The organism is Actinobacillus minor NM305 (assembly GCF_000175195.1).
In the GTDB taxonomy this organism is placed as follows: Bacteria; Pseudomonadota; Gammaproteobacteria; order Enterobacterales; family Pasteurellaceae; genus Haemophilus_A; species Haemophilus_A minor.
In genome coordinates, this window is sequence record NZ_ACQL01000106.1 from 115,648 (window position 1) to 138,269 (window position 22,622).

The window sequence follows — 22,622 nt, forward strand, 5'->3', positions numbered from 1 at the left end:
CATAAAATACCCTTTAATTTATTCTTAAGGATATATGAATGAGTAATCTATTAACCATTAGTTTTATTGCAGTATTATATGGTGTTTGGAAAGTGTTGGATTCAATGCAGCTGCCAAACACAATTTCAATTTTATTGGTCGCATTAACATTGATTTGCGGTGGTTTCTGGCTTTATAACAAATTTAATAAAGAAAAAGTAGGCGCAGTTAGTGAATTCTTTGGCTCTTTATTTGGCGTATTAGCATTAGTTACCATTTTGCGTTCCTTTATTTTTGAGCCATTCCAAATCCCGAGCGGTTCAATGGAGCCTACACTACGTGTTGGTGATTTTCTTGTGGTAAACAAATTTAGCTACGGGATTAAAGATCCGATTTTACAAAATACCCTAATCGAAACAGGTAAACCGGAAAACGGCGATATTATTGTGTTTAAGGCACCTAAGCAGCCTAGCGTTGATTATATTAAGCGTGTCATTGGTGTTGAGGGCGATAAAGTGAAATATGATTCGGCAACGCAATCATTAACAGTTACCCATCCTGATGGTTCGGTTAAGGTTTTCCAATATGAAAATGCGAAACCAAATGCAGACTTCTTCTATAATGGCGAAATGCAAATTGAGAAAACAGAGATAGGCGATATTACCCATCAGATCTTAAATAACCCTATGCCGCTTAATTATGAGCCTTATTTATATAAACAAGAAGGTCAAGCGGTTGGCGAATGGATTGTGCCGGAAGGTCATTATTTTGTGATGGGCGATAACCGAGATAATAGTGAAGATAGCCGTTTTTGGGGATTTGTCCCTGAAAAAAATGTGGTTGGAAAAGCGACCTTTATTTGGTTAAGTATCAATAGAAAAGCGGATGAAGGCGCAATCCAAGCCTTATTTAGCAAAGGGCTTCGCTTTGATAGAATGTTCACATCAATAAAATAACAAGGAAGCGGTCAGATTTTGTAAAAATTTCGGTATTGTGTAGTAGTTGCACAAAAATCAATTTTAGGAAAATTTATGTAGGGGGGGTATCCCCACCCGTAAGCCCTGATGTTCGAACAAGATTCGGGCGGGGATAAACCCCGCCCCTACGAAAATATTTAATGTTTGTGCAAGTGCTACATAATACCGAAGTTTTGTAAAATTCGACCGCTTAAATATGAGTATTATGCAATTAGAACGTTTACAAAAAAAGTTGGGTTATCAATTTGAAACCCTTGATTACCTCACTCAAGCTTTAACGCACCGTAGTGCGGCATCAAAAAATAATGAACGCTTAGAATTTCTAGGTGATTCCATTCTCAATTTCACCATCGGCAAAGCCCTTTACGATAAATTCCCTAAAGCAGACGAAGGCGAACTAAGCCGTATGCGAGCAGCGCTTGTGCGTGAACAAACACTCGCGGTCATTGCCCGTCAATTTGAATTAGGCGAGTATTTAAAATTGGGCGCAGGCGAATTAAAAAGTGGAGGTTTTCGCCGAGAGTCGATTTTATCTGACTGCGTGGAAGCAATTATTGCGGCTATCTATTTAGATAAAGGTATGGAACCGGCTATGGAGCGTATTTATGCGTGGTATGAAACCTTTTTAGCTGAAATCACACCAGGTGAAGCGCAGAAAGATCCTAAAACACGCCTACAAGAATTTCTCCAAGGTCGCAAATTACCACTACCTGAATATGAAGTGATCGATATTAAAGGCGAGGCTCACAACCAGACCTTTAAGGTAACTTGCAAAGTACAGGGGATTGAGGAAATTTTTACCGGGCAAGGGACAAGCCGCCGCAAAGCAGAGCAAAATGTCGCAGAAAAAGTGCTGACACAAATTATGAAAAAATAAATATCGCCTTTTCATAAGGGGATAAAAAGGAACAATAAATGACAGATTCAAAAACATATTGTGGCTTTATTGCCATTGTTGGTCGCCCAAATGTTGGGAAATCAACGCTTTTAAATAAAATCTTAGGGCAGAAAATCTCAATTACTTCTCGTAAAGCACAAACAACCCGCCACCGCATTGTAGGTATTCATACGGAAGGAGCATATCAAGCCATCTATGTTGATACACCGGGATTACATATTGAAGAGAAGCGTGCTATTAACCGTTTGATGAACCGTGCGGCAAGTTCGGCAATAGGCGATGTTGATTTGATCATCTTCGTGGTGGAAGGAACTAAATGGACCGAAGATGACGAGATGGTCTTAAATAAACTTCGTGCAGCGAAAGCACCGGTCGTATTAGCGATCAATAAAGTTGATAATATCAAAGAAAAAGATGAGCTTTTACCGCATATCACAGAATTATCACAAAAATTCGATTTTGCAGAAATTTTACCGATTTCAGCGCAACGAGGCAAAAATGTTCACATTCTGCAAAAATTTGTGCGTGATTCGTTACGTGAGGGCGTTCATCACTTCCCTGAAGAATATGTTACCGATCGTAGCCAACGTTTTATGGCTTCAGAAATTATCCGTGAAAAATTGATGCGCTTTACCGGCGATGAGTTGCCGTATTCTGTAACGGTCGAGATTGAACAATTTAAGATGAATGAACGTGGCGTATATGAAATTAACGGTCTGATCTTAGTTGAACGTGAAGGGCAGAAAAAAATGGTTATTGGCGCTAAAGGGCAAAAAATTAAAACCATTGGAATGGAAGCCCGTGCAGATATGGAACGTTTATTTGACAATAAAGTCCATTTAGAGCTTTGGGTAAAAGTGAAAGCCGGCTGGGCAGATGATGAGCGTGCATTACGTAGTTTAGGGTATATTGACGAGTAATATGCAAGATCAACAATGGCAACGAGGATTTGTGTTACACAAGCGTGAATATAGCGAAACAAGTTTATTGGTTGATCTTTTTACCGAAAACTATGGGCGCATCACGTTGCTTGCGAAAGGTGCAAGAAGACCTCGTTCGCCATTAAAAGCCCTTCTTCAACCATTTACGCCTTTGTTGCTCCGCTGGAGTGGCAAAGGCGATCTCAAGGTCTTAACCAAAGTTGAAGCCGCTGCCCTTACCTTGCCAATGAATACGAAAGCACTTTATAGCGGCTTTTATATCAATGAAGTTTTGGTAAGAGTATTAGAAAATCAGACCGCTTACCAAGAGTTATTTCATCATTATTTACAATGTGTCACGCATTTAGCCCTACGAAGCGAAGAGTTAGAACCTATTTTACGCACCTTTGAATTTCATGTATTAAAAGCATTAGGCTATGGTGTGGATTTTACGCATTGTATGGCAACAGGGTTGGAAGTTGATCCGGAAATGACCTATCAATTTCGAGAAAATGAAGGATTTATTGCTTCATTACTGCAAAACAATCTCAGCTTTTTAGGCAAAGACCTTCTTGCATTTGCTGCATTGGATTTTTCAGAAAAATCGGTGCAACAAGCCGCAAAACGTTTTACTCGCATTGCTTTAAAACCTTATCTAGGTTCGCAGCCACTCAAAAGCCGAGAATTATTCCAGTCTATTTTACCTCATCGATTAAAAGGGGCCTAATGCTCCTTTTGTCATTTCTTTTTGATGTGAAATTAAAATACTTTAATTGCGATCTATTTTCATTTATAATTCTTGAAAATGTTATTGAGAATTTTTCTTAATAAGAAGAACTTTAATTTTAAAATAGGATTTTTTATGAAATTCAAACACAGTGTCATTTATACGGCATTATTTGCTATTCCGGTTATTGCACAGGCTGAAACAACTAGCGAAGCAACTCTTGAACAGGTTGATGTTGTTTCACAATTTGAAAAAGCAAAAGCAGCGGGCGATAAGCAAAAAGAAATCGTTAATTTAAGCTTATTAGGTCGCCAAACGGCTTTTACCTCGCCTATTGCAGTGGTTAATTATGATGAAAAAGCATTTGAAGATAAATCGCCTCGTAACATTGTTGATGTGATTGCGAAAACAGATGCTTCTGTGATGAATTTTGGTGGCGAAACGAATACTCTTTCAGGTGTTTATGTTCGCAATTTACAGCTTGATATGCGTCAAGTGAGTGTAAACGGTTTGGCAGGGTTATATTCTACCTATAATTCTCCAACGGCAGGCGTAGCATCAGCTCAAATTATTAAAGGCGCATCTACGGCAACAACAGGTATGGATCCAGAAGGTTCAGCCGGTGCAGCTATGAACATTGAAACCAAACGTGCAACCGATGAAGATATTAACAAAATTGGCTTTGGCTGGTTTAGTAATAACCGCTTGCAAGAAACTTTTGATTTTGGTCGCCGTTTTGGGGCAAATAAAGAGTGGGGGATTCGCATTAACGGGAAATATCGTGATGGCGATACCGCACGTGAAAACTACGATGAATTAGCCAAAGAAATTGCGATTGGTGCAGATTATCGTGGCGATAAATTACGTGTCGGCGTAGATTATATGCACAATAAACGTGATACAAATGGCGGTCGTGCAAGACTTCAAGATATGCAAAATCTTACTTACACCGTCCCTTCTGCGCCAAATGGTAAAACTAACCTTAATCCTGCTTGGATTGGACAACGTACCGAAGATGAAACCATTATGGGGACATTCGAGTATGATTTACCTTATGGCATGATGCTTTCAGGGGGAATTGGTCATATGGAGTCGAAATATTCTGGCGCATTTGGTCAAATCACTTCGATTAAACAAAATGGCGACTTTAATGTTTCTGGTATTCGTGGCATTGATTTCCGTTCAAGAACAACAAGTGGTAATTTAAAATTAGAAGGCGAGCTAGAAACCGGCCCAGTGAAACATAACTGGAATATGGCGTATGATGAAGTACAACGTCAGCGTGATCACGATCAAAGTGCTAAAACCAACGGTTCAATTAAAGGTGGTTCAATTTATAGTCCATCATTTACAGAATTGAAAAATTTTGATTTAACCCCAACAGAACAAAGTACTGATACAAAATTAACCGCAAGAAGTTTTGCTTTATCAGATACGCTTGGTTTTATTGAAAACACACTTCGATTAACGCTAGGCGGACGCTTCCAATGGATTAAACAGCAAGATAAGAGCGAGAATACAACGTTAAAAGCGGATCGCTTTAGTCCAATGGTTACGCTAGCTTATGTGCCAAACCCAAATTTGGTGCTATATGGTAACTATTTAGAGGATTTAGAACCGGGGAATGCCGATCCGGACACAGGCGAGATGAATAGCCCACGCGTGAGCAAACAAATTGAGGTGGGAGTTCGTAAAAACTGGCAAGACTGGCTGACTTCTACGTTAAGCGTTTATCAAATTTCACGTCCTGGTATTATTCGTGGAGCTAAAGGCACAGCCTTAGCAGATCAGGCAGGCAAAGAACACGGGAAAGAACGTAACCGTGGCGTAGAACTTAATGTGTATGCAAGTTTATTGGATAATACCTTACGCCCAGCGTTAGGTTTAACTTACAACCAAGCGAAAGTTTTTGATTTCCCAACTTATAAAGATGTGATTGTTGATGGCGTTCAAGTAACAAGCCCTCGTTGGATTGCTAAAGCTGGGGTAGAGTGGGATACGCCATTTATCCAAAATTTAACATTAAATGCGGCGTTACAGTATTATGGCAAATCGTATCAAGATACGGCGGCAAATTATAAATTGCCTTCATATACTACGGTTGATCTTGGTGCCAAATATGTTGTACGAGTGGCAGAAAAACAACATTTAACGCTACGTGCGGGCGTAGATAACCTCTTCAATAAACATTATTGGCAGGTACAACGTGGTCTATATGACCGTAGTTTTGCCGTGTTAGGTATGCCACGTACTTATTGGGCGAATATGGAGTACTCGTTCTAGTTTAAGCGCCTAAAACACTATTTTATTTACAAGCGGTTGAATTTTTCTTAATCTTTGCATTTACAAAAATTTTGAGAAATTTAACCGCTTTATTTTCTAGGAAAAAAGATGATTTCACGACAATCTTATCGCCGGCTTTCTTTATTAAGAGTGCTGGCGTTTTCACTTTCAGCTTTTATTTTTAATACAACAGAATTTGTGCCTGTCGCATTACTCTCAGATATAGCAGCGAGTTTCCAAATGGAAACCGCAACCACGGGGTTGATGATTACAGTGTATGCGTGGGTAGTATTTTTGTTTTCTCTGCCATTGATGTTACTTACCGCTAAAATGGAGCGTAAAAGTTTACTGATTAAGCTCTTTATTTTGTTTATAGCGAGTCATATTTTGTCGGTATTTGCTTGGAATTTCTGGGTTCTCTTGGTTTCTCGTATTGGTATTGCTTTTGCTCATGCGGTATTTTGGTCAATTACTGCATCGTTGGTTATTCGTGTTGCGCCTAAAGATAAAAAACAGCAAGCCTTAGGTTTATTAGCGTTGGGTAGCTCACTAGCCATGATTTTAGGCTTGCCTTTAGGCAGAATGATTGGGCAGATGTTAGATTGGCGTTCCACCTTTGCGGTAATAGGCGTTATTGCCTTTATCGTGATGTTAGTGATGTGGAAATTATTGCCTCATCTACCAAGCCAAAATGCAGGATCGCTATCAAGCTTACCGATTTTATTTAAACGACCAATGCTTGTCGGGATTTACCTTTTGGTTGCAGTAATTATTTCGGGACATTTCACTGGGTATAGTTATATTGAGCCTTTTGTGATGAACATTAGCCGAATCTCGCCTGAGATGGCGACAGTTGTGTTATTAGTTTTTGGGCTGGCAGGTATTTTGGCTAGTATGTTGTTTGGTCGTTTATATGCAAAATCGCCTCGCATATTTATCAGTAGCGCAATTCTGTTGATTAGCTTTATGCAACTACTATTATTGCCACTCGGACACTATGAGTGGGTTCTTTTCCCTCTGGTTTTCATTTGGGGTGTGGGCATTACCGCCGTGAGTATTGCACTACAAATGAAAGTGTTGCAATTAGCACCAGATGCAACAGATGTAGCCACCGCCATTTATTCAGGGATTTATAATATCGGTATTGGTTCCGGTGCGTTAATTGGAAGTGTTGTCATGAATAAAATTGGCTTAGCCGAGATTGGCTTTGTTGGTGGTGGATTAGCGTTGATTGGACTGTTATGGTTTAGACATATTTCATTGAAATTTGAACAGAAGTAAAGAATAGATAATAGTTTATTACACAGTAAAGTTAGAGTAATCGGGGATAATCATTTACAAAGGTTATCAATACAACCTTTGTGGAACGGTGAAGGATTCCTTATAATATGAAGGGCACACAGCTACACGTAAAGGATATTATCTAGGTAGCTAGATATAATTAAGACTATTGTTTAGTTTTTTGATAATAACATTATAAGAAGGGAGGATGTATGACGTTAGTTTATTCTACAGAAATAGGGCGTATAAAACCGGAAGAGGAGAAAATAACTTGCTCTAAAGGCGATGGTATTGTTCGTATCCAACGTCAAAAAAGTGGTCGGAAAGGAAAAGGGGTTTGCATTATTACAGGGTTAGATCTTGAAGATGCCGAATTAAAACTACTTGCCGCAGAGCTGAAAAAACGTAGTGGTGTTGGTGGTTCAGTTAAAGATGGGGCAATAGAGATACAAGGCGATAATCGAGATTTACTCAAGCAATTACTAGAACAAAAGGGCTTCAAGGTTAAGTTTGCTGGTGGATAAAGAACATAGTAATAAAAATAAAGGCTTAAAAAATCTAAGCCTTTATCTTTTACTTATAACTTAATTAGAAACTCGCATTACGTGGAGTTCGTGGGAATGGAATCACCTCACGAATATTTTGTAAACCGGTTACATATACGATTAAACGCTCAAAGCCTAAACCAAAGCCTGAGTGTTGCACTGTATCATAACGGCGTAAATCACGATACCACCAGTAATCTTCAGGGTTTAAGCCCATTTCTACCATTCGTTTATCTAACACATCTAAACGTTCTTCACGTTGTGAACCACCGATGATTTCACCGATTCCCGGGGCTAGAACGTCCATTGCGGCAACGGTTTTACCATCATCATTTAAACGCATATAGAATGCTTTAATATCTTTCGGATAGTTTTTCACGACTACCGGCGATTTAAAGTATTCTTCTGCAAGGAAACGTTCATGTTCAGAAGAGAGATCGATACCCCAAGAAACCGGGAATTCAAACTCTTTACCTGATTTAAGTAAAACTTCAATCGCATCGGTATAGTCAATTTGAGCGAAGTCTGAATTAATAAAGTTCTCTAAACGGCTGATTACCGTGTTATCAACGTGTTTCTCGAAGAATTTTAAGTCATCTTTACGTTCTTCAAGTACTGCATGGAACACATATTTCAACATATCTTCAGCCAGTTTTGCATTATCCGCTAAGGTTGCAAACGCAAATTCAGGCTCAACCATCCAGAATTCTGCTAAGTGACGAGTTGTATTTGAGTTTTCTGCACGGAATGTTGGACCAAAGGTATAGACTTTGCTTAATGCACAAGCATAGGTTTCGCCGTTTAACTGACCAGATACGGTTAAGAAAGACTCTTTACCAAAGAAATCTTGGCTGAAATCGACTTTGCCATTTTCACCCCGTGGTAAATTTTCTAAATCTAAGGTCGAAACACGGAACATTTCGCCCGCACCTTCTGTATCTGAAGCGGTGATTAACGGCGTTGCAACCCAATAGAAACCTTGCTCGTGGAAGAAACGGTGAATTGCTTGGGCTAAACAGTGACGCACACGCGCTACCGCACCGATTAAGTTCGTACGAGGGCGTAAGTGTGCAACTTCGCGTAAGTATTCAATAGAGTGGCGTTTTGCTGCCATCGGATAAGTATCAGGATCTTCAACCCACCCCACGACTTCAACAGATTTTGCTTGTAATTCAACCGCTTGTCCTTCTGCTGGAGATTCAACGATAACCCCCGTTACAATCACAGAACAGCCTGCAGTTAAGCGTAATACTTCATCTTGATAATTAGCGAGGTCATTATTGATGATCGCTTGAATAGGGTCAAAACACGAACCATCATATACGGCTAAGAATGATAAACCGGCTTTAGAATCACGGCGGGTACGAACCCAACCGCGAACAGAAATTTCTTCCCCTACGGCAACTTTACCTGAAAGAACTTCTGAAATTGTTGGAAATTTAGACATAAATATATACCTTTTATACTAAAATGGAATTAAAAAGTCTGTAAAGCATTTCTGAAAACGCTAGATTATAGTGAAAAAAATAGTCTAATGCTAGGCATATCAGCCATATGCCTAGTAAATGTTAAGTATTATGACCAACCATTATTACGTTTACGGCGAGGAAGAATGAACGGAAGAATAAGCCCTAGAATTAAGCCAACAACCAAGACAGAGCCACCATAAATAAAATATTGAATAGCAATAGCACGCTTCTCGCTATCTTGCATGGTTTCTAGGCTGCGATTTTTATTCTTTAAAATTTCAACTTCACGTTTTAATTGTGCATTTTCAGCAAGAAGATCGCTGGTCTGTTTTTCAGCATCTTGGCTACGTCTTTGCATTTCAACCGTACGTTGTTGCCAATCACTGTCAATTTTACCTAATTTTGTGCTCAATTCTTGAACTTGTTGCTGTAATTGAGGAATTAAATCTTTAGGGCTTGCTGTTTGAGAGATCTCTGACGCTAATACCCAACCTTCACGATTACGGCTATCTCTGACCAACACAAAACGATCTTTTCGGTCTAAGACAGTAATTTTTTCACCCGCTTGAATTGCGCCTGAAATTTTATATTGGTCACCAGCCCCTTTACGCATATAGGTGCTTAGATTTTCAGTAATGTAATCTGCAGAAAAAGCAGGAAGTGTTGAGCCGAGTAAAAAAGAGGCAATAACAGCCTTACGTAAATTTTTTGTCATTAAAGAATCCTTATTATATTGACTATCTTATTTCTAAAATATCAAGTCCTAATAGTTTAGAAATAAAATAGGGGAGCAGTATTTCTGCCCCCAACAAATTAGTTAATTAAAAATAGCACTTAGGATATAGTAGAAAATAATTGAGAAAATCGCACCGGCAGGTAATGTAATTACCCAAGAGGCAATGATATTTCTAATAATCCCTAAGTTTAATGCCGCAATACCGCGCGCAAAACCCACCCCTAAAATTGCGCCCACAAGGGTTTGAGTGGTAGAAATCGGTAAACCTGTACCAGATGCGATAACAACGGTAACCGCACAAGCAAATTGCGCTGCAAAACCACGGCTAGGCGTAAGCTCGGTAATACCGGTTCCAACTGTTGCCATCACCGTTTTTCCCATAATCGCCAATCCGAGCACCATACCTAAGCCGCCAAGCGGTAATATCCAAGGCGCAAGTTGCGCTTTTGCTTGAATCATACCATTACTTGAAATAATCGACTCAACTGCAGCAAGCGGTCCGATAGCATTGGCAACGTCATTAGAGCCATGCGCAAACGCCATTGCGCAAGCGGTAATTAACATCAGTGTACTAAATATTTTTTCTACGCCGGCAAAGCCGTCTGTACCCACTTCACTAATTTTTCTCGAAAAAGAGGCACTACGGAAATAAAAGAAGCCGATTAGCACCGCAATTAAAGAAAAGATGAGCGATATGCCAACAGTCTCTAACGTAGAAAGATGCAAGCCTACGTGTTTTAACCCTTTAGAAACAGTAACAATCACTAAAATAAATACGGTAATTCCCATATACATAGGCCCATATTTTTTCGCCTGTAGCATTGGTTCTGAACGGTTAAAAATCAGCTTTTGTGAATTAATGAAAATAAAATAAGCCACCATTCCAGCTAAAACCGGTGTAATAAACCAGCTACCGATAATGCCACCTAATGCACCCCATTGAATGGATTCTGAGCCAATGGTAACCAGTGCAAAACCAATTACCGCACCAATGATGGTGTGTGTTGCCGAAACCGGCCAGCCCATTTTGGTTGCCACAATCAGCCAAACACCAGAAGCGCAAAGTGAAGCCATCATACCTAAAACTAGAATTTCAGGCTGTGAAATGAATGCTTGTGGTTGAATAATGCCGCTTTTGATTGTATCAGCAACTTCACCACCGGCAAGATAAGCGCCCGCCAATTCAAAAATCATTGCAATGATAATTGCTTGTTTTACAGTGATTGTGCCTGAGCCTACCGATGTTCCCATTGAGTTTGATACATCATTTGCCCCAATCCCGAAAGCCATTAGAAAACCTAAAACGGCGGTTATAATAATTAGAATTGAGCCATACTGTTGTAATAATTCCATAAGATTACTCCTTATGCTCTAGCCAGCATCAGTTCAATACGTGAGCCTACTCGTTGCGCTTGCTCGGCAAGAATACTAATACGTTCAATGCATTTATATAAGAAAATTACATCTATAGGATTAAGATCTTTTTCTAACCCTAATAATGTTCTGCGTAATACAACTTGTAATTGGTCTGTATCATCTTCGACTTTATCCAGTTCTAAAATCATGTTGTTTACAAATTTTAGCTCTCGACCGCGGAAGCCAGTTTCAAGAAGTTCGTCTAATTCTTCAAGTACTTTTCTTACTTGGCGACAAGCATCTAAACTCCGTGATAAGAATTTTCTAAACGGTTCTTGCATTTGTTCTGGAATAAGTAATTGACGACCAAGAATACGGCCAGAAATATCTCTTGAATAGTTTGCTAATTTATCTAATTGAGTAACTAACTCTAATAAGTCAGTACGTTCTACAGGAAGGAATAAACCACGTGGGAGCTTTAAACGAATTTCACGTTTTAAAGTATCGGCACGAAGTTCTAAATTGATGATTTGCGCTCTGACTTTTTCTGCTTCTTCCCAATCTTGCTTGAAAGTTGCTTCAAAAAAAGGCTCTAAGAGTTCACTACACTCAGTAACTTTACGTGAGTGTTTTTGTAGAGGTTTGAGTGGCGATTGTGCGAATAAACCTAAAATGTTATTCATTGCCATAGGGAAATCTCCATTGTAAATAAATAAAATATGATTTTGTTAAACACAAAATCTTGAACATTTTACTTGATATAACATGAAAGATCACGGAATAAATGAACGACCTCTACATATAAACGTTTGCGTTGAATAAAATTTATTTAGCGATAAAAAATAAGCTCAACGCCCTATTAAATATGATGGATAACTAGTGGTTTACCTTGATGTTCTAGAACTTCTGCATCTAAATCAAAAATCGTTTTAAGATTTTCTTCGGTAATAATTTCTTTTGGAGAACCGATCATCTTTATTCTACCGTTTTTCATCACAACAATCGTATCGGCATACGCTGCGGCCATATTGATATCGTGAACAACCATGACCGTTGTCAAAGCAAGCTCATCGGTCAATTTTCTAAGGAGGCGCATCAGTTCTCGAGCATGATACATATCAAGGTTATTTAGTGGTTCATCGAGTAAGACGTGGCTAGTTTGTTGGCAAAAAGTCATGGCAATTAATGCTCTTTGGCGTTGTCCACCAGATAATTCACTTAAAAATCGATGCGAGAAACCTACCAAATCAAAACGTTGTAATGCTTCACCAATAATCTCATGATCAAGAGGTGTTATTTTCCCTTGATGATGTGGGTAGCGTCCAAACATCAGTAGATCTTTCACGGTAATACGACTATGAATCACATTATCTTGCGTTAGAATGGCAAGATTTTTAGCAATTTCTCGAGAAGGTGTGGTTGATATATTGCAATGATCAAGAAAAATTTGACCGCTTTGTAATGGATTAAGGCGTGCAATCAGGGAAAGAAGGGTTGATTTTCCTGCACCATTTGCACCAATTAAGGCTGTAATACCACCATCAGGAATGGATAAATTGATATTGTCTAAAATCGGAGTTTGACCAATATGATAAGAGAGATTTTTAACTTCAATCATTTTTGTTTTTTCAGCATAAGATAAATAAAGACCAATCCACCTAATAACTCAATGACCACACTGAGCACACCTTGTAATTTGAATATTTGTTCAAAAAGCGTTTGTCCTAATACAAGGGTAATACCTGAAATCAAAAAAGTAAGTGGAATACGAACCGCATGGGACACCGTTGGACTAACAGCATTAACAATAGCACAGACTAATAAACCTAAAAAAAGAATAGGTCCAACTAATGCCGTAGAAACAGAAACCAATAGTGCACAGCAAATCAGAAGATGGCGTGAAAATTGATGATAATCAAGCCCTAATCCGATGGCTTGTTTTTTACCAAGTAAAAGCACATCTAGTTTGTGGCGTTGCTGCCAAATCCAGAACATACTTAATAGCGCAATAGTAATTCCGATAAAAAGCAAGGTTGGGTTTGCGGTGTTAAAACTGGCAAAAGACGAACTTTGTGCAACAGCAAATTCTTCAGGATCGATCATGCGTTGGAGTAGGTTATTCAGGCTCCTAAACAATACACCAAATACGACACCGATCAGCAACATTCGAGTAAGATCACTATTTTCTTTCGTCAGCGTACGGAAGAGCAATAATGCACCGATTAACATTAGCCCAGTTTCAATAGCAAATTTAAAACTGATATCTAATAACGTAAATCCAATCCCACCAAGAAAATAAACTAATAGCGTTTGTGTAAGGAGATAAAGCGAATCAAAGCCTAAGATACTTGGCGTTAAAATCGGGTTATGTGTTAATGTTTGAAATAAAAGGGTTGAAACGCCAATCGTATAAGCAACCGTTAAGAGTAAAAGTAATTTTTTTCCACGGAAAGGAATTACAAAATCCCAGTTACCATTGGCATTAAAAAGCATAAAGAATAAGCAACTACAAAGTAGAAGCAGTAGGGTAAAAGCGAGAATTCGTGTTGTTTTCATGAGCGCTGTCCTCTAAAGAGTAAATAGAGGAAAATAAGTGTCCCAATAATGCCGAAGATTGTTGAAATAGGCACTTCAAAAGGTGCATTAATGACACGACCAACAATATCACAGGCGAGCATTAAATTTGCGCCAAATAAAACGACTGTCGGTAAATTTTGACGAAGTCTATCGCCGGCTAAACGAGAGATAATGTTAGGTACAACTAAGCCAATAAAGGGAATTTGCCCAATAGTAACAACAATTAATGCCGTAATCATGGCGACAATAATAAGAGCGAACCAGGTCATTTGTTGGTAATTTATCCCTAGACTTGTACTAATGTTTTGTCCTAAACCTGCAATACTGAGGCGATCAGCCATAATATAGACAAGAAATGCCAATCCAGCAGTAATCCATAGCAATTCATAACGACCAGCTAATACCCCTGAAAAATCGCCGGCAAACCAAACAGAAAGCAACTGTAAACTATCGGTTTCGTACGCAATAAAGGTCGTGATGGATTCAATGACATTGCCAAAAATAATTCCGATAAGCGGTAACATTAATTTTTGATGTGGTGGTAGATTGCGCATTAAGAACATAAAAATTGCCATGCCAATAAGTGCACATACGGTAGCAAAGGACATTTTTGCAAGTAATGGCGTAGCTGGGAAGAGCAGCGTAGCAATTAAGATACCTAATGCTGCACTTTGACTTGCCCCAATCATACTAGGTTCAATAAAGCGGTTTTTTAAGACAATTTGTAAAACCATGCCTGCAATACTTAAGGTTGCACCCACAAGGATGATCGCAAGTGTTCTAGGCAGTCGGCTGACAAAAAAGAGTTGGGTTTGTTCTGGTTGCTGAAACAGATCAGTCCATGAAAAATCTGCTACCCCAACAGACATGCTGATGGGGCAGAGAATTAATAAAAAGAGAAAATTAAGATAAGCTAAATGACGCATTTTTATTTTGAAAATGCTTGTTTGATATTGTTAAGATCTAAACGCATTTGTTCAACGCTGCCGGCTGCTAAATAAGCAGAGCTACTTAAATAGATAATGTGCCCGTTTTTCCATGCTTTTGTTTGATGAACAAGGGCGTTATCTAGCACTTCTTGTGCTGTTTTACCTTCTTCACCAATCGCAGCAGTACGATCTAACACGAATAACCAATCTGGATTGACTTTTTGTAAGTATTCAAAAGAAACAGGTGTACCGTGGTTAGCCCCTTTTTGGTTAATATCAACTTGAGCAAGTGGAATCTCTAATGCAGAGTGAACCCAACCTAAACGACCAACATCGCCAAATGCAGACATTTTGCCTCCATTAACTAAAATGATAAGCCCGTTTCCTTTATCTTTAACGGCCGCTTTGGTTTCTGCAAGTAGAGTTTCTAATTCTGTTTTTAATTTATTAGCTTCAACTTCTTTGTTGAATAATTTACCGTAAGTTTCAATGTTATTTAAACCAGCTTGAATGGTATTAACATTACTTGGTGCAGTCATATCAATAGTTGTTGCAATGTTTTTTAACTCATCGACTTTTTTCGCCGCACGACTACCTACAATGATAAGATCGGGTTTGAGTGAGCTTAGCGCTTCAAAATTAGGTTCAAATACCGTACCAATTAACGTGGCATTCTCAGTTGCTGCTTTTAAATAAGGTAAGGTTTTGACTACATCTGGGCTCCCTGCGACTTTAATACCTAAATGATACAATGTATCAATAGCAGCAGCTTCAAAAACAGCCACTTTGGTTGGTGTTTGAGCAATTGTTACTTCGCCACGAGCGGTTGGAATTGAAACTTCTTTTGCAAAAGAGAGGGTGCTAAGAGAAGAAGCTAGAGCTAGAGTAAGTAGTGCTTTTTTGAACATAATCATTTCCTTTGGTTAAGTTTTGTTATTGAAAATAATTCTCAAGATTGTGTTTATCTTAACTGAGAAAAATACAAATGGGAAGGGTTATTATTTAAGAAAATAAAAAAGCGGTTATTTTTTTGCAAAGTTTGCAAGAAAAATAACCGCTTAATTAACGTAAAATGAAATTATTTCACACGTGAAACGTATTCGCCAGAACGAGTATCCACACGGATAACTTCACCAATTTGTACGAATAATGGTACACGTACTACTGCACCTGTGCTTAATGTTGCAGGTTTACCGCCTGTGCCAGCTGTATCGCCTTTTAAGCCTGGATCTGTTTCAACAACTTCTAATTCAACGAAGTTTGGTGGAGTAACTGCGATAGCAGAACCGTTCCACAAGGTGATAATACATTCTGCTTGATCAACTAACCATTTATCGTTGTCACCTAATGCTTTGGCATCAACAGAAATTTGTTCAAATGTTTCCGGGTGCATGAAGTACCAGAAATCTTCATCTTTATATGAATAGGTGTAGTTGTAATCAACAACATCAGCTGCTTCAACAGAAGTACCTGATTTGAAGTTGATCTCTAATACTTTACCAGAGATAAGTTTACGGATTTTTGTACGGGTAAATGCTTGACCTTTACCTGGTTTTACGAATTCATTTTCAACGATAACACAAGGTTCGCCATCTTGGATGAATTTTAAACCTGGTTTGAAATCATTAGTGCTGTAACTAGCCATTGTTTCCTCAATTTATTTAACAAAAAATTAACAAAATTGAATCGCCCACTATTGGGTTTATCAAAAAGACCTATATAATACAGTAATTAGAGAAAGATCTCTAAAAATTTTTGCGATATAATCCAAAAAATCTTACACAAAAGGACACACTATGAAGAAAACTATTACACTTGCCGCAATTATTGCTCTCTCATTTGCAACCATTGCAGAAGCAAAAGGAGGACGTTCCGTTTCTCGCTCAGTTTCAGGTAAACCGATTGCAGCGCAAAAAACGCAATCAATCAATTCAAATGCACAAAAAGATGCGACATTTGATAGCACGCCTAACCGCGCGATTCCAAATCAAGCTCAAGCACAGCAAGCAACGGGGAATAACCGATTAGCAAGCTTTGCAACAGGTGCGGCGGCTGGTTATATATTAAGCGACATGTTGGCACCAACAGCAGCACAAGCTCAAACGCCATCAACAGAACAAGCAGCCGCAAGCCAAGCGGTTGAAAATCCGCAAAATATTGCAAATGCGACAACTGCAACATCAACCGTTGCGACTTTTAAAAGTATTGGTGGTCAAATTGATCCATTCTTAGTGGAGAAAACAGACGGATATCGCCGTTACTGTATTGCAGGTGTTCAATACTTAGCGCCAGCGCAAGGCGGACAAACAACGCCTATCGTGATGGTAAACCCAAATGGTTCGCCATTAGCGTGTAATTTAGTTCAATAATATTACAATCCCCTCTTGAGCAAAGAGGGGAGTTTATTTCTATGCAATCAATTCAACTCCAATCTTCAAAGGCACAATGGCAGCTTGATTTAGCCCAAGCATTTAATGATCCTGTCGCACTTTTAGAATATCTTGAGCTTAATCCACAAGAGTTTGAACAAGCTATCTTAGCCCGTAAATTATTTGCGATGAGAGTACCTCGTCCATTTGCTGAAAGAATGCAAAAAGGCGATAAAAATGACCCGCTTTTTCTTCAAGCAATGACATCTTCTGCAGAATTTACCCAAGTAGAAGGGTTTACAAAAGATCCTCTGGATGAACAGCATAGTCCAGCCCCCAATATTTTGCATAAATATCATAATCGATTGTTATTTATGGTTAAAAATAGTTGTGCAATTAATTGCCGTTATTGCTTTAGGCGTCATTTCCCTTACGAAGACGTAAAAAGTGGAAAATCCGCATGGCAACAAAGTTTGCAATATATCGCGGAACATCCGGAAATTGAGGAAGTGATTTTGTCTGGTGGTGATCCTTTAATGGCAAAAGATGAAGAGTTAGATTGGATTTTGACTGCATTAGAAAAAATCACGCATGTCAAAACGCTTCGAATTCATACCCGTTTGCCTGTAGTTATTCCAAATCGCATTACAGCGCAGTTATGTTTACGATTTGCAGATTCTCGGCTGAATGTTGTTATGGTTACACATATTAACCATGCAAATGAAATCGATGCTGTTTTAGCAAATAAAATAGCTAAATTAAAACAAGCCGATGTTATTTTGCTCAATCAATCTGTGTTATTGAAAGGCGTAAATGATAGTGCAATAACATTAAAGGTCCTAAGTGATAAGTTATTTTCTATCGGGATCTTACCTTATTATTTACATCTCTTGGATAAGGTAGAAGGGGCAAGCCACTTTTTTGTAGAAGATGAAATTGCTTTTAGCATTTATAAAGAACTGCAGAAGATTAGTTCAGGATATTTAGTGCCTAAATTAGCTCGAGAAATCGCTAAAGAACCAAATAAAACCCTAATGGGATAAACACGGCAATCATTTTGGCATTTGCAAAAAATTACGCTAAACTAACCGCTTATCAAGCTTAAACAAACGGAAAATAGGGCGAAAAATGGCTGATTATAAACCTTTATCACGTGATACGGTCAAAGATAAACAAGTGGAGCAGATTGCTATTTCTCCACATTCTATTGAGGCAGAACAAGCTGTACTTGGTGGTATTATGCTCAATAATGAACATTGGGATAATGTCGCTGAAAGAATACAGTCAGGGGATTTTTATAATTACGCACACCGTTTGATTTTTGAGCAAATGACAGAGTTGGCACGGAGTAGCCAACCAATTGATATTATTACACTAGATCAAGCGCTAAAAAATAAAGGTATTTTGCAAGATGTCGGCGGTTTTGCTTATCTTGCAGAATTATCTAAAAATACGCCAAGTGCAGCAAACATTCTTGCATATGCTGATATCGTAAGGGATCGTGCCGATCTTAGAAGTGTAATCAGTGCCGGAAATCAAATTGCTGAAATGGCTTATCACACCAAAGGCAGGAATGCGAAAGAGGTATTGGATGAAGCAGAAAGGGTTGTATTTGAGATTGCAGAAAAACGCAATACGGGCAATGAAGGCCCACAAAAAGTGGATGATATTTTGATAAATACTCTCGCTCGAATTGAGATGTTATCTAAGCAGAAAGATAATGGAGGGGTAACTGGTGTTACAACTGGCTTCACGGATTTAAACAAAAAAACAGCCGGCTTACAGCCTTCAGATCTTATTATTGTGGCAGCACGACCTTCAATGGGTAAAACTACGTTTGCCATGAATTTGTGTGAGAATGCTTCTCTCATGGATATTGAAGACCCTAACGATCTTGATGAACAGGGCAATCCGAAGAAAAAACCGGCAAAACCTGTGCTGATTTTTAGCTTAGAGATGCCTGCTGACCAAATTATGATGCGTATGTTGGCCTCTTTATCTCGTGTAGATCAAACGAAAATCAGAACGGGACAAATTCACGATGATGAAGATTGGGCTAAAATTTCTTCAACGATGGCAATTTTGCAGAAACGTAACAACATTTATATTGATGACAGTTCAGGTTTAACACCAACTGAAGTTCGCTCAAGAGCAAGACGTGTTTACCGTGAAAATGGCGGTTTAAGTTTGATTATGGTGGACTACTTACAATTAATGAGAGCGCCGGCATTTTCAGATAACCGAACGTTAGAGATCGCTGAAATTTCTCGCTCTTTGAAGGCGTTGGCAAAAGAGTTACAGGTTCCGGTAGTTGCACTATCACAGTTAAACCGTAGCTTAGAACAACGTGCGGATAAACGTCCTGTGAACTCGGATTTACGTGAATCAGGCTCTATTGAACAAGATGCAGATTTAATTATGTTTATTTATCGTGATGAAGTTTATAACGATAATTCTGAGCTTAAAAATGTGGCAGAAATTATCATCGGTAAACAGCGTAATGGTCCAATCGGACGGGTACGTTTGACCTTCCAAGGGCAATATTCTCGATTTGATAACTATTCTGGTGGAGCTTATGATGATGAATACTAATTTATGTGCAATTTATAAAAGCACTAAAAAGGAAGGAATGTTTTTATACGTTCCTAAACGAGAGGTCTTTGAGCAAGTTCCCGATTCTTTATTACAAATTTTTGGCAAGCCACAGTTTGTGATGCTATTTAATCTCACAGGCGAAAAGCAGCTCAAGCGGGCGAAAAATGAAGACGTTTTGCAAGCAATCCAAACTCAAGGGTTTTATTTGCAAATGCCACCTCCGCCAGAAAATTTGCTGGAAGCTTTTTTATTACAACAAAAAAGTCAAAAATAAAGATAAATCCCATTCATTGATCTGCTCCCCAAAAGTTGGAATAAACAGCCAGCTAGATTAAGGTGCAGATTATTATGACTAAATATAACTAATTGTTCAAACAACATGTCATCGAATTTTATTTTCAAAACGGTAAAAACTGGTTATTAACCCGTTGGTACTTTCAGCTTAACGAAACAATATTAAAACATTGGATTAGGCAATATAGTTAATTGTTTTGCAACGAGGGTATTTGATTTCTAAATAATCAACGGTACTCGCTTTAGCCAATAATTTATTACAATCACACAAATATCTACAAAAATATCCACTTTATACCTTCGTTCCATAACACTTCGCTGGCTCTTGAAATACCCGCTCTGAAGGCTCTGGCTCTGTTATGGCCTATCTGTTTGGCTTTATCGACAATGTAGGGATAGATAAATATGCTTTATCATTTAGCTTTGCAATCGCAGCAGCAATTCGCTCCTCAAGAGATTTATACTTCTTTTTAAGCAGTAGGAAAGCTGTATCTGAGATTACCTGAAACTAAAAGCAACAATAGGGAAATGTCTGGCGGATTAATGCTTTTCAACTCTTAAAAGTAATTATCTTTATATCCCTAGACTTTCAAAATTAAAAAACTAGCAAGAGATAATTTTTCAAAATAGTGGTTACCCCCTTAAATGAGGGGGCTGTAAATTTATGAAAACGGCAGCTTTCATGTGTGGATTATTACTGTTTCATAAACTGATTACTTTGTTTAAGCATTTGGAAGAACACTGCAAGCGGTGGTTTTTCGCTTTTTATTTGCAATCCTTCCGCATTAAAGCTTTCAAGATGACCTTTTTTATCAATATGGAATTGTTCTCCATCTGGCATAATGGCGATGTTCCAGTAATGATTAGATGCCAGTAACCATAATCGATTATTTTTCTTCGTAAGATCAATTCCTTGAGCATAATCACTAGCAGGGTTTAGCACGCCAAAGAATTGGCTAAAGATCGTTGGCATAATATCTAAATGGCTAGATAATTGCGTATAGTATTGGCTATCGCCTTGCCAATAAAACATCATTGGGACGTGAATACGAGTTTTATCAAAACTATTTTTTGTACTATTTTGCTCAGCAATATCAGCTGTAATAATCACTAATGTTTTCGTTAGTAAATTTTGGCTTTGTAGCGTTTCCCATATTTTAGTTAATTGCATATCAATCTCTTTCACTTCCGTTAGAGAATGTGTTTGTAAATTGAGATCAAGATAACTAAAGAATGAGCTATGTTGTTTTTCAATCCATTTTTGCCACGCCGAAACTGCTTCTTGGTTACCTTTGGTTTGAGGTAGTGGCATTTGTGCAAATAATGCTCGGCGGAATAAAGGATCGCTAAATCCGTCATGCGAGAATAAGCCAAATTGATATTGGTATTTTTTAAATGCGGTAATTAGTGGTGAAGCTGCTTTTTCACTTAAGACGGCATCAATATATCGACCACTTAAACCATAGAAAATGCCAAGCGTACTTGCCATTTTACTATCAGCACTGGCGTAATGTTGCATAAAACGGTGCGAATGTTTTGTAATATCAAAGAGCTGCGGCATTGCTTCTGCGGTAATGACTTGATTATTTAAACCAGAAATATTGATCAACAAGACATTCACTTCCGGTGCTTTTGTCATTTGTAGGGCATTTTTCGGATAATCGAGATAAAAGGTATCTAAACGCCCGGTTTCCTCAATTTTTTGTTCTATTTTTCCGATATCAACCAAGCCATGTTTTTCTAAGAAGCTACGAGCTGTCATCGGATAAGAAAGTGGGTAGTTAGCTTTTTGAGAGGTAATCGGGCGGTTAATACTCATATCTGCCCAAGCATAAATCAGATGCGTTGCGGTAAAGCAACAGATGAAAAATAGCGCAACATATTTCCCCAAAGTTTGGCGGTTAAAACTACGTAGTTTTTGCCAGCACCAGCGAGAATAAAGCATTTCCACTAATAAAATCAATGGCATAGGCACAAATAGCAATTGCCATTGACGAGAAAGTTCGCCATCATCCGGATTAACCAGTAAATCCCAAACCAAAGGCGAAAGGTGGAGATAAAACTGTTTGAAAACTTCAGTATCGACTAAAAGTAGTGTTTGTCCGATGGTGGCAAAAATAACGGCAAAGCCACGAAATCCACGTTCGTTCTTGATTAAGAAGCTCAAGGGGAACAAACAGAGTAGATAGAAAGCAAAAACAACGAAGCTAAAATGCCCAAATAAACTGATAAAAAAGTAAAGTTTACCTGTAAGTGTGTTAGGCCAGTCTGCGTTAAAAGCATAACGAGAGGCAATCAAAATAGATACGACAATGTTAAATAAGGCAAACCAATGACCCCATGCAATACGTTGAGAGGTTTCTTCTCGGTATTGTCGGGTATTTGTTGGGAGTAATTGTCGTAAATAGCTCAGCATAGATTAGTTCGCAGATTTTAATGCATTTTTTAATGTGGTAGCAAAAGCCTCGGCTAAACGTTCACGTTGAGCTTGATCTTTGGCGCTATTGTGCAAAATGTTGGTAACCATATTACCCAATGCCATTAAAGAAAGATCAGCCGGTGCTTTATGCTTTTCTAATACGATGAAAAGATCTTTGAGGAGTTTGTCTAATTGTTCGTTTTTATATTTAGATTGAATTGCCATATGATTGTTTTAACGAAAGAAAATTTGCCAAATAGTAGCATAT

The 22,622-nt window shown here is 38.4% G+C and carries 23 protein-coding genes; 11 read left to right on the plus strand and 12 right to left on the minus strand.

The window, feature by feature from the left end; genetic code table 11:
• Nucleotides 1-38: 38 nt before the first annotated feature.
• The 7 genes from lepB to yciH all read left to right on the plus strand — a co-directional run bounded on the left by lepB (nt 39) and on the right by yciH (nt 7,589).
• Nucleotides 39-935 carry a signal peptidase I gene (lepB, locus tag AM305_RS08385; RefSeq protein ID WP_005824934.1) on the plus strand — a complete coding sequence of 299 codons (897 nt, stop codon included), beginning with the start codon at nt 39-41 and terminating at the stop codon, nt 933-935.
• A 226-nt stretch (nt 936-1,161) separates the two neighbouring features.
• The gene (gene rnc / locus AM305_RS08390) at nt 1,162-1,833 is read left to right on the plus strand and encodes a ribonuclease III (protein ID WP_005824935.1); all 672 of its coding nucleotides are present in this window, start codon (nt 1,162-1,164) and stop codon (nt 1,831-1,833) included.
• 38 nt (nt 1,834-1,871) lie between these two features.
• Nucleotides 1,872-2,774 carry a GTPase Era gene (era, locus tag AM305_RS08395; RefSeq protein WP_005819429.1) on the plus strand — a complete coding sequence of 301 codons (903 nt, stop codon included), beginning with the start codon at nt 1,872-1,874 and terminating at the stop codon, nt 2,772-2,774.
• A 1-nt stretch (nt 2,775) separates the two neighbouring features.
• Complete coding sequence (recO, locus tag AM305_RS08400) at nt 2,776-3,501, plus strand: DNA repair protein RecO (RefSeq protein ID WP_005824937.1); 726 nt, start codon at nt 2,776-2,778, stop codon at nt 3,499-3,501.
• Nucleotides 3,502-3,636: 135 nt separating this feature from the next.
• Complete coding sequence (locus AM305_RS08405; protein WP_005824939.1) at nt 3,637-5,784, plus strand: TonB-dependent siderophore receptor; 2,148 nt, start codon at nt 3,637-3,639, stop codon at nt 5,782-5,784.
• 108 nt (nt 5,785-5,892) lie between these two features.
• Entirely contained in the window at nt 5,893-7,065 is a 1,173-nt protein-coding gene (locus tag AM305_RS08410) for a sugar transporter (RefSeq protein ID WP_005824941.1), read from the plus strand.
• Nucleotides 7,066-7,277: 212 nt separating this feature from the next.
• The gene (yciH, locus tag AM305_RS08415; protein WP_005824943.1) at nt 7,278-7,589 is read left to right on the plus strand and encodes a stress response translation initiation inhibitor YciH; all 312 of its coding nucleotides are present in this window, start codon (nt 7,278-7,280) and stop codon (nt 7,587-7,589) included.
• Nucleotides 7,590-7,653: 64 nt separating this feature from the next.
• Here the strand turns inward: yciH and asnS are convergent, their stop codons facing one another.
• The 9 genes from asnS to efp form a co-directional block, all read right to left on the minus strand.
• Nucleotides 7,654-9,057, minus strand: coding sequence for an asparagine--tRNA ligase (gene asnS, locus AM305_RS08420; RefSeq protein ID WP_005824944.1), 1,404 nt, complete (start codon nt 9,055-9,057; stop codon nt 7,654-7,656).
• A 128-nt stretch (nt 9,058-9,185) separates the two neighbouring features.
• Complete coding sequence (locus tag AM305_RS08425) at nt 9,186-9,794, minus strand: TIGR04211 family SH3 domain-containing protein (protein WP_005824946.1); 609 nt, start codon at nt 9,792-9,794, stop codon at nt 9,186-9,188.
• Between the two features lie 102 nt (nt 9,795-9,896).
• On the minus strand, nt 9,897-11,168 hold the full coding sequence (locus tag AM305_RS08430; protein WP_005824949.1) for an inorganic phosphate transporter: 1,272 nt from the start codon (nt 11,166-11,168) through the stop codon (nt 9,897-9,899).
• Between the two features lie 11 nt (nt 11,169-11,179).
• Complete coding sequence (locus tag AM305_RS08435; RefSeq protein ID WP_005824950.1) at nt 11,180-11,860, minus strand: TIGR00153 family protein; 681 nt, start codon at nt 11,858-11,860, stop codon at nt 11,180-11,182.
• Between the two features lie 170 nt (nt 11,861-12,030).
• Nucleotides 12,031-12,789: an iron ABC transporter ATP-binding protein gene (locus AM305_RS08440; protein ID WP_005824952.1), complete on the minus strand. Its 759-nt coding sequence runs from the start codon at nt 12,787-12,789 to the stop codon at nt 12,031-12,033.
• Entirely contained in the window at nt 12,786-13,727 is a 942-nt protein-coding gene (locus AM305_RS08445; protein WP_005824955.1) for an iron chelate uptake ABC transporter family permease subunit, read from the minus strand. The genes AM305_RS08440 and AM305_RS08445 overlap by 4 nt, the downstream gene beginning before the upstream one ends.
• Nucleotides 13,724-14,674 carry an ABC transporter permease gene (locus AM305_RS08450; RefSeq protein WP_005824956.1) on the minus strand — a complete coding sequence of 317 codons (951 nt, stop codon included), beginning with the start codon at nt 14,672-14,674 and terminating at the stop codon, nt 13,724-13,726. The genes AM305_RS08445 and AM305_RS08450 overlap by 4 nt, the downstream gene beginning before the upstream one ends.
• 2 nt (nt 14,675-14,676) lie before the next feature.
• Complete coding sequence (locus AM305_RS08455; RefSeq protein ID WP_005824958.1) at nt 14,677-15,585, minus strand: siderophore ABC transporter substrate-binding protein; 909 nt, start codon at nt 15,583-15,585, stop codon at nt 14,677-14,679.
• Between the two features lie 170 nt (nt 15,586-15,755).
• Nucleotides 15,756-16,322 (minus strand): elongation factor P, encoded by a 567-nt coding sequence (gene efp, locus AM305_RS08460; RefSeq protein WP_005817738.1) that lies wholly within the window; start codon nt 16,320-16,322, stop codon nt 15,756-15,758.
• A gap of 151 nt (nt 16,323-16,473) precedes the next feature.
• On the opposite strand from efp, the gene AM305_RS08465 reads away from it, so the two are divergent.
• The 4 genes from AM305_RS08465 to AM305_RS08480 all read left to right on the plus strand — a co-directional run bounded on the left by AM305_RS08465 (nt 16,474) and on the right by AM305_RS08480 (nt 19,915).
• On the plus strand, nt 16,474-17,046 hold the full coding sequence (locus tag AM305_RS08465; protein WP_005824961.1) for a hypothetical protein: 573 nt from the start codon (nt 16,474-16,476) through the stop codon (nt 17,044-17,046).
• A 41-nt stretch (nt 17,047-17,087) separates the two neighbouring features.
• Entirely contained in the window at nt 17,088-18,089 is a 1,002-nt protein-coding gene (gene epmB, locus AM305_RS08470; protein WP_005824963.1) for an EF-P beta-lysylation protein EpmB, read from the plus strand.
• An 85-nt stretch (nt 18,090-18,174) separates the two neighbouring features.
• On the plus strand, nt 18,175-19,638 hold the full coding sequence (locus AM305_RS08475; RefSeq protein ID WP_005824964.1) for a replicative DNA helicase: 1,464 nt from the start codon (nt 18,175-18,177) through the stop codon (nt 19,636-19,638).
• Nucleotides 19,622-19,915 (plus strand): YcgL domain-containing protein, encoded by a 294-nt coding sequence (locus AM305_RS08480; RefSeq protein WP_035294285.1) that lies wholly within the window; start codon nt 19,622-19,624, stop codon nt 19,913-19,915. The genes AM305_RS08475 and AM305_RS08480 overlap by 17 nt, the downstream gene beginning before the upstream one ends.
• Before the next feature lie 195 nt (nt 19,916-20,110).
• Here the strand turns inward: AM305_RS08480 and AM305_RS12965 are convergent, their stop codons facing one another.
• The 3 genes from AM305_RS12965 to AM305_RS08490 form a co-directional block, all read right to left on the minus strand.
• A complete protein-coding gene (locus AM305_RS12965; RefSeq protein ID WP_081453551.1) occupies nt 20,111-20,206 on the minus strand; it encodes a Com family DNA-binding transcriptional regulator in 96 nt (31 codons plus the stop codon).
• A gap of 423 nt (nt 20,207-20,629) precedes the next feature.
• A complete protein-coding gene (locus AM305_RS08485) occupies nt 20,630-22,351 on the minus strand; it encodes a DUF3413 domain-containing protein (protein ID WP_005824969.1) in 1,722 nt (573 codons plus the stop codon).
• A gap of 3 nt (nt 22,352-22,354) precedes the next feature.
• The gene (locus AM305_RS08490; protein WP_005824971.1) at nt 22,355-22,579 is read right to left on the minus strand and encodes a YejL family protein; all 225 of its coding nucleotides are present in this window, start codon (nt 22,577-22,579) and stop codon (nt 22,355-22,357) included.
• Nucleotides 22,580-22,622: the final 43 nt, after the last annotated feature.

What these genes read in the sequence shown, in the direction of transcription:
- lepB (WP_005824934.1), top strand. Translation starts at nt 39, where the DNA reads ATGAGTAATCTATTAACCATTAGTTTTATTGCAGTATTATATGGTGTT.
- rnc (WP_005824935.1), top strand. Translation starts at nt 1,162, where the DNA reads ATGCAATTAGAACGTTTACAAAAAAAGTTGGGTTATCAATTTGAAACC.
- era (WP_005819429.1), top strand. Translation starts at nt 1,872, where the DNA reads ATGACAGATTCAAAAACATATTGTGGCTTTATTGCCATTGTTGGTCGC.
- recO (WP_005824937.1), top strand. Translation starts at nt 2,776, where the DNA reads ATGCAAGATCAACAATGGCAACGAGGATTTGTGTTACACAAGCGTGAA.
- AM305_RS08405 (WP_005824939.1), top strand. Translation starts at nt 3,637, where the DNA reads ATGAAATTCAAACACAGTGTCATTTATACGGCATTATTTGCTATTCCG.
- AM305_RS08410 (WP_005824941.1), top strand. Translation starts at nt 5,893, where the DNA reads ATGATTTCACGACAATCTTATCGCCGGCTTTCTTTATTAAGAGTGCTG.
- yciH (WP_005824943.1), top strand. Translation starts at nt 7,278, where the DNA reads ATGACGTTAGTTTATTCTACAGAAATAGGGCGTATAAAACCGGAAGAG.
- asnS (WP_005824944.1), bottom strand. Translation starts at nt 9,057, where the DNA reads ATGTCTAAATTTCCAACAATTTCAGAAGTTCTTTCAGGTAAAGTTGCC.
- AM305_RS08425 (WP_005824946.1), bottom strand. Translation starts at nt 9,794, where the DNA reads ATGACAAAAAATTTACGTAAGGCTGTTATTGCCTCTTTTTTACTCGGC.
- AM305_RS08430 (WP_005824949.1), bottom strand. Translation starts at nt 11,168, where the DNA reads ATGGAATTATTACAACAGTATGGCTCAATTCTAATTATTATAACCGCC.
- AM305_RS08435 (WP_005824950.1), bottom strand. Translation starts at nt 11,860, where the DNA reads ATGGCAATGAATAACATTTTAGGTTTATTCGCACAATCGCCACTCAAA.
- AM305_RS08440 (WP_005824952.1), bottom strand. Translation starts at nt 12,789, where the DNA reads ATGATTGAAGTTAAAAATCTCTCTTATCATATTGGTCAAACTCCGATT.
- AM305_RS08445 (WP_005824955.1), bottom strand. Translation starts at nt 13,727, where the DNA reads ATGAAAACAACACGAATTCTCGCTTTTACCCTACTGCTTCTACTTTGT.
- AM305_RS08450 (WP_005824956.1), bottom strand. Translation starts at nt 14,674, where the DNA reads ATGCGTCATTTAGCTTATCTTAATTTTCTCTTTTTATTAATTCTCTGC.
- AM305_RS08455 (WP_005824958.1), bottom strand. Translation starts at nt 15,585, where the DNA reads ATGTTCAAAAAAGCACTACTTACTCTAGCTCTAGCTTCTTCTCTTAGC.
- efp (WP_005817738.1), bottom strand. Translation starts at nt 16,322, where the DNA reads ATGGCTAGTTACAGCACTAATGATTTCAAACCAGGTTTAAAATTCATC.
- AM305_RS08465 (WP_005824961.1), top strand. Translation starts at nt 16,474, where the DNA reads ATGAAGAAAACTATTACACTTGCCGCAATTATTGCTCTCTCATTTGCA.
- epmB (WP_005824963.1), top strand. Translation starts at nt 17,088, where the DNA reads ATGCAATCAATTCAACTCCAATCTTCAAAGGCACAATGGCAGCTTGAT.
- AM305_RS08475 (WP_005824964.1), top strand. Translation starts at nt 18,175, where the DNA reads ATGGCTGATTATAAACCTTTATCACGTGATACGGTCAAAGATAAACAA.
- AM305_RS08480 (WP_035294285.1), top strand. Translation starts at nt 19,622, where the DNA reads ATGATGATGAATACTAATTTATGTGCAATTTATAAAAGCACTAAAAAG.
- AM305_RS08485 (WP_005824969.1), bottom strand. Translation starts at nt 22,351, where the DNA reads ATGCTGAGCTATTTACGACAATTACTCCCAACAAATACCCGACAATAC.
- AM305_RS08490 (WP_005824971.1), bottom strand. Translation starts at nt 22,579, where the DNA reads ATGGCAATTCAATCTAAATATAAAAACGAACAATTAGACAAACTCCTC.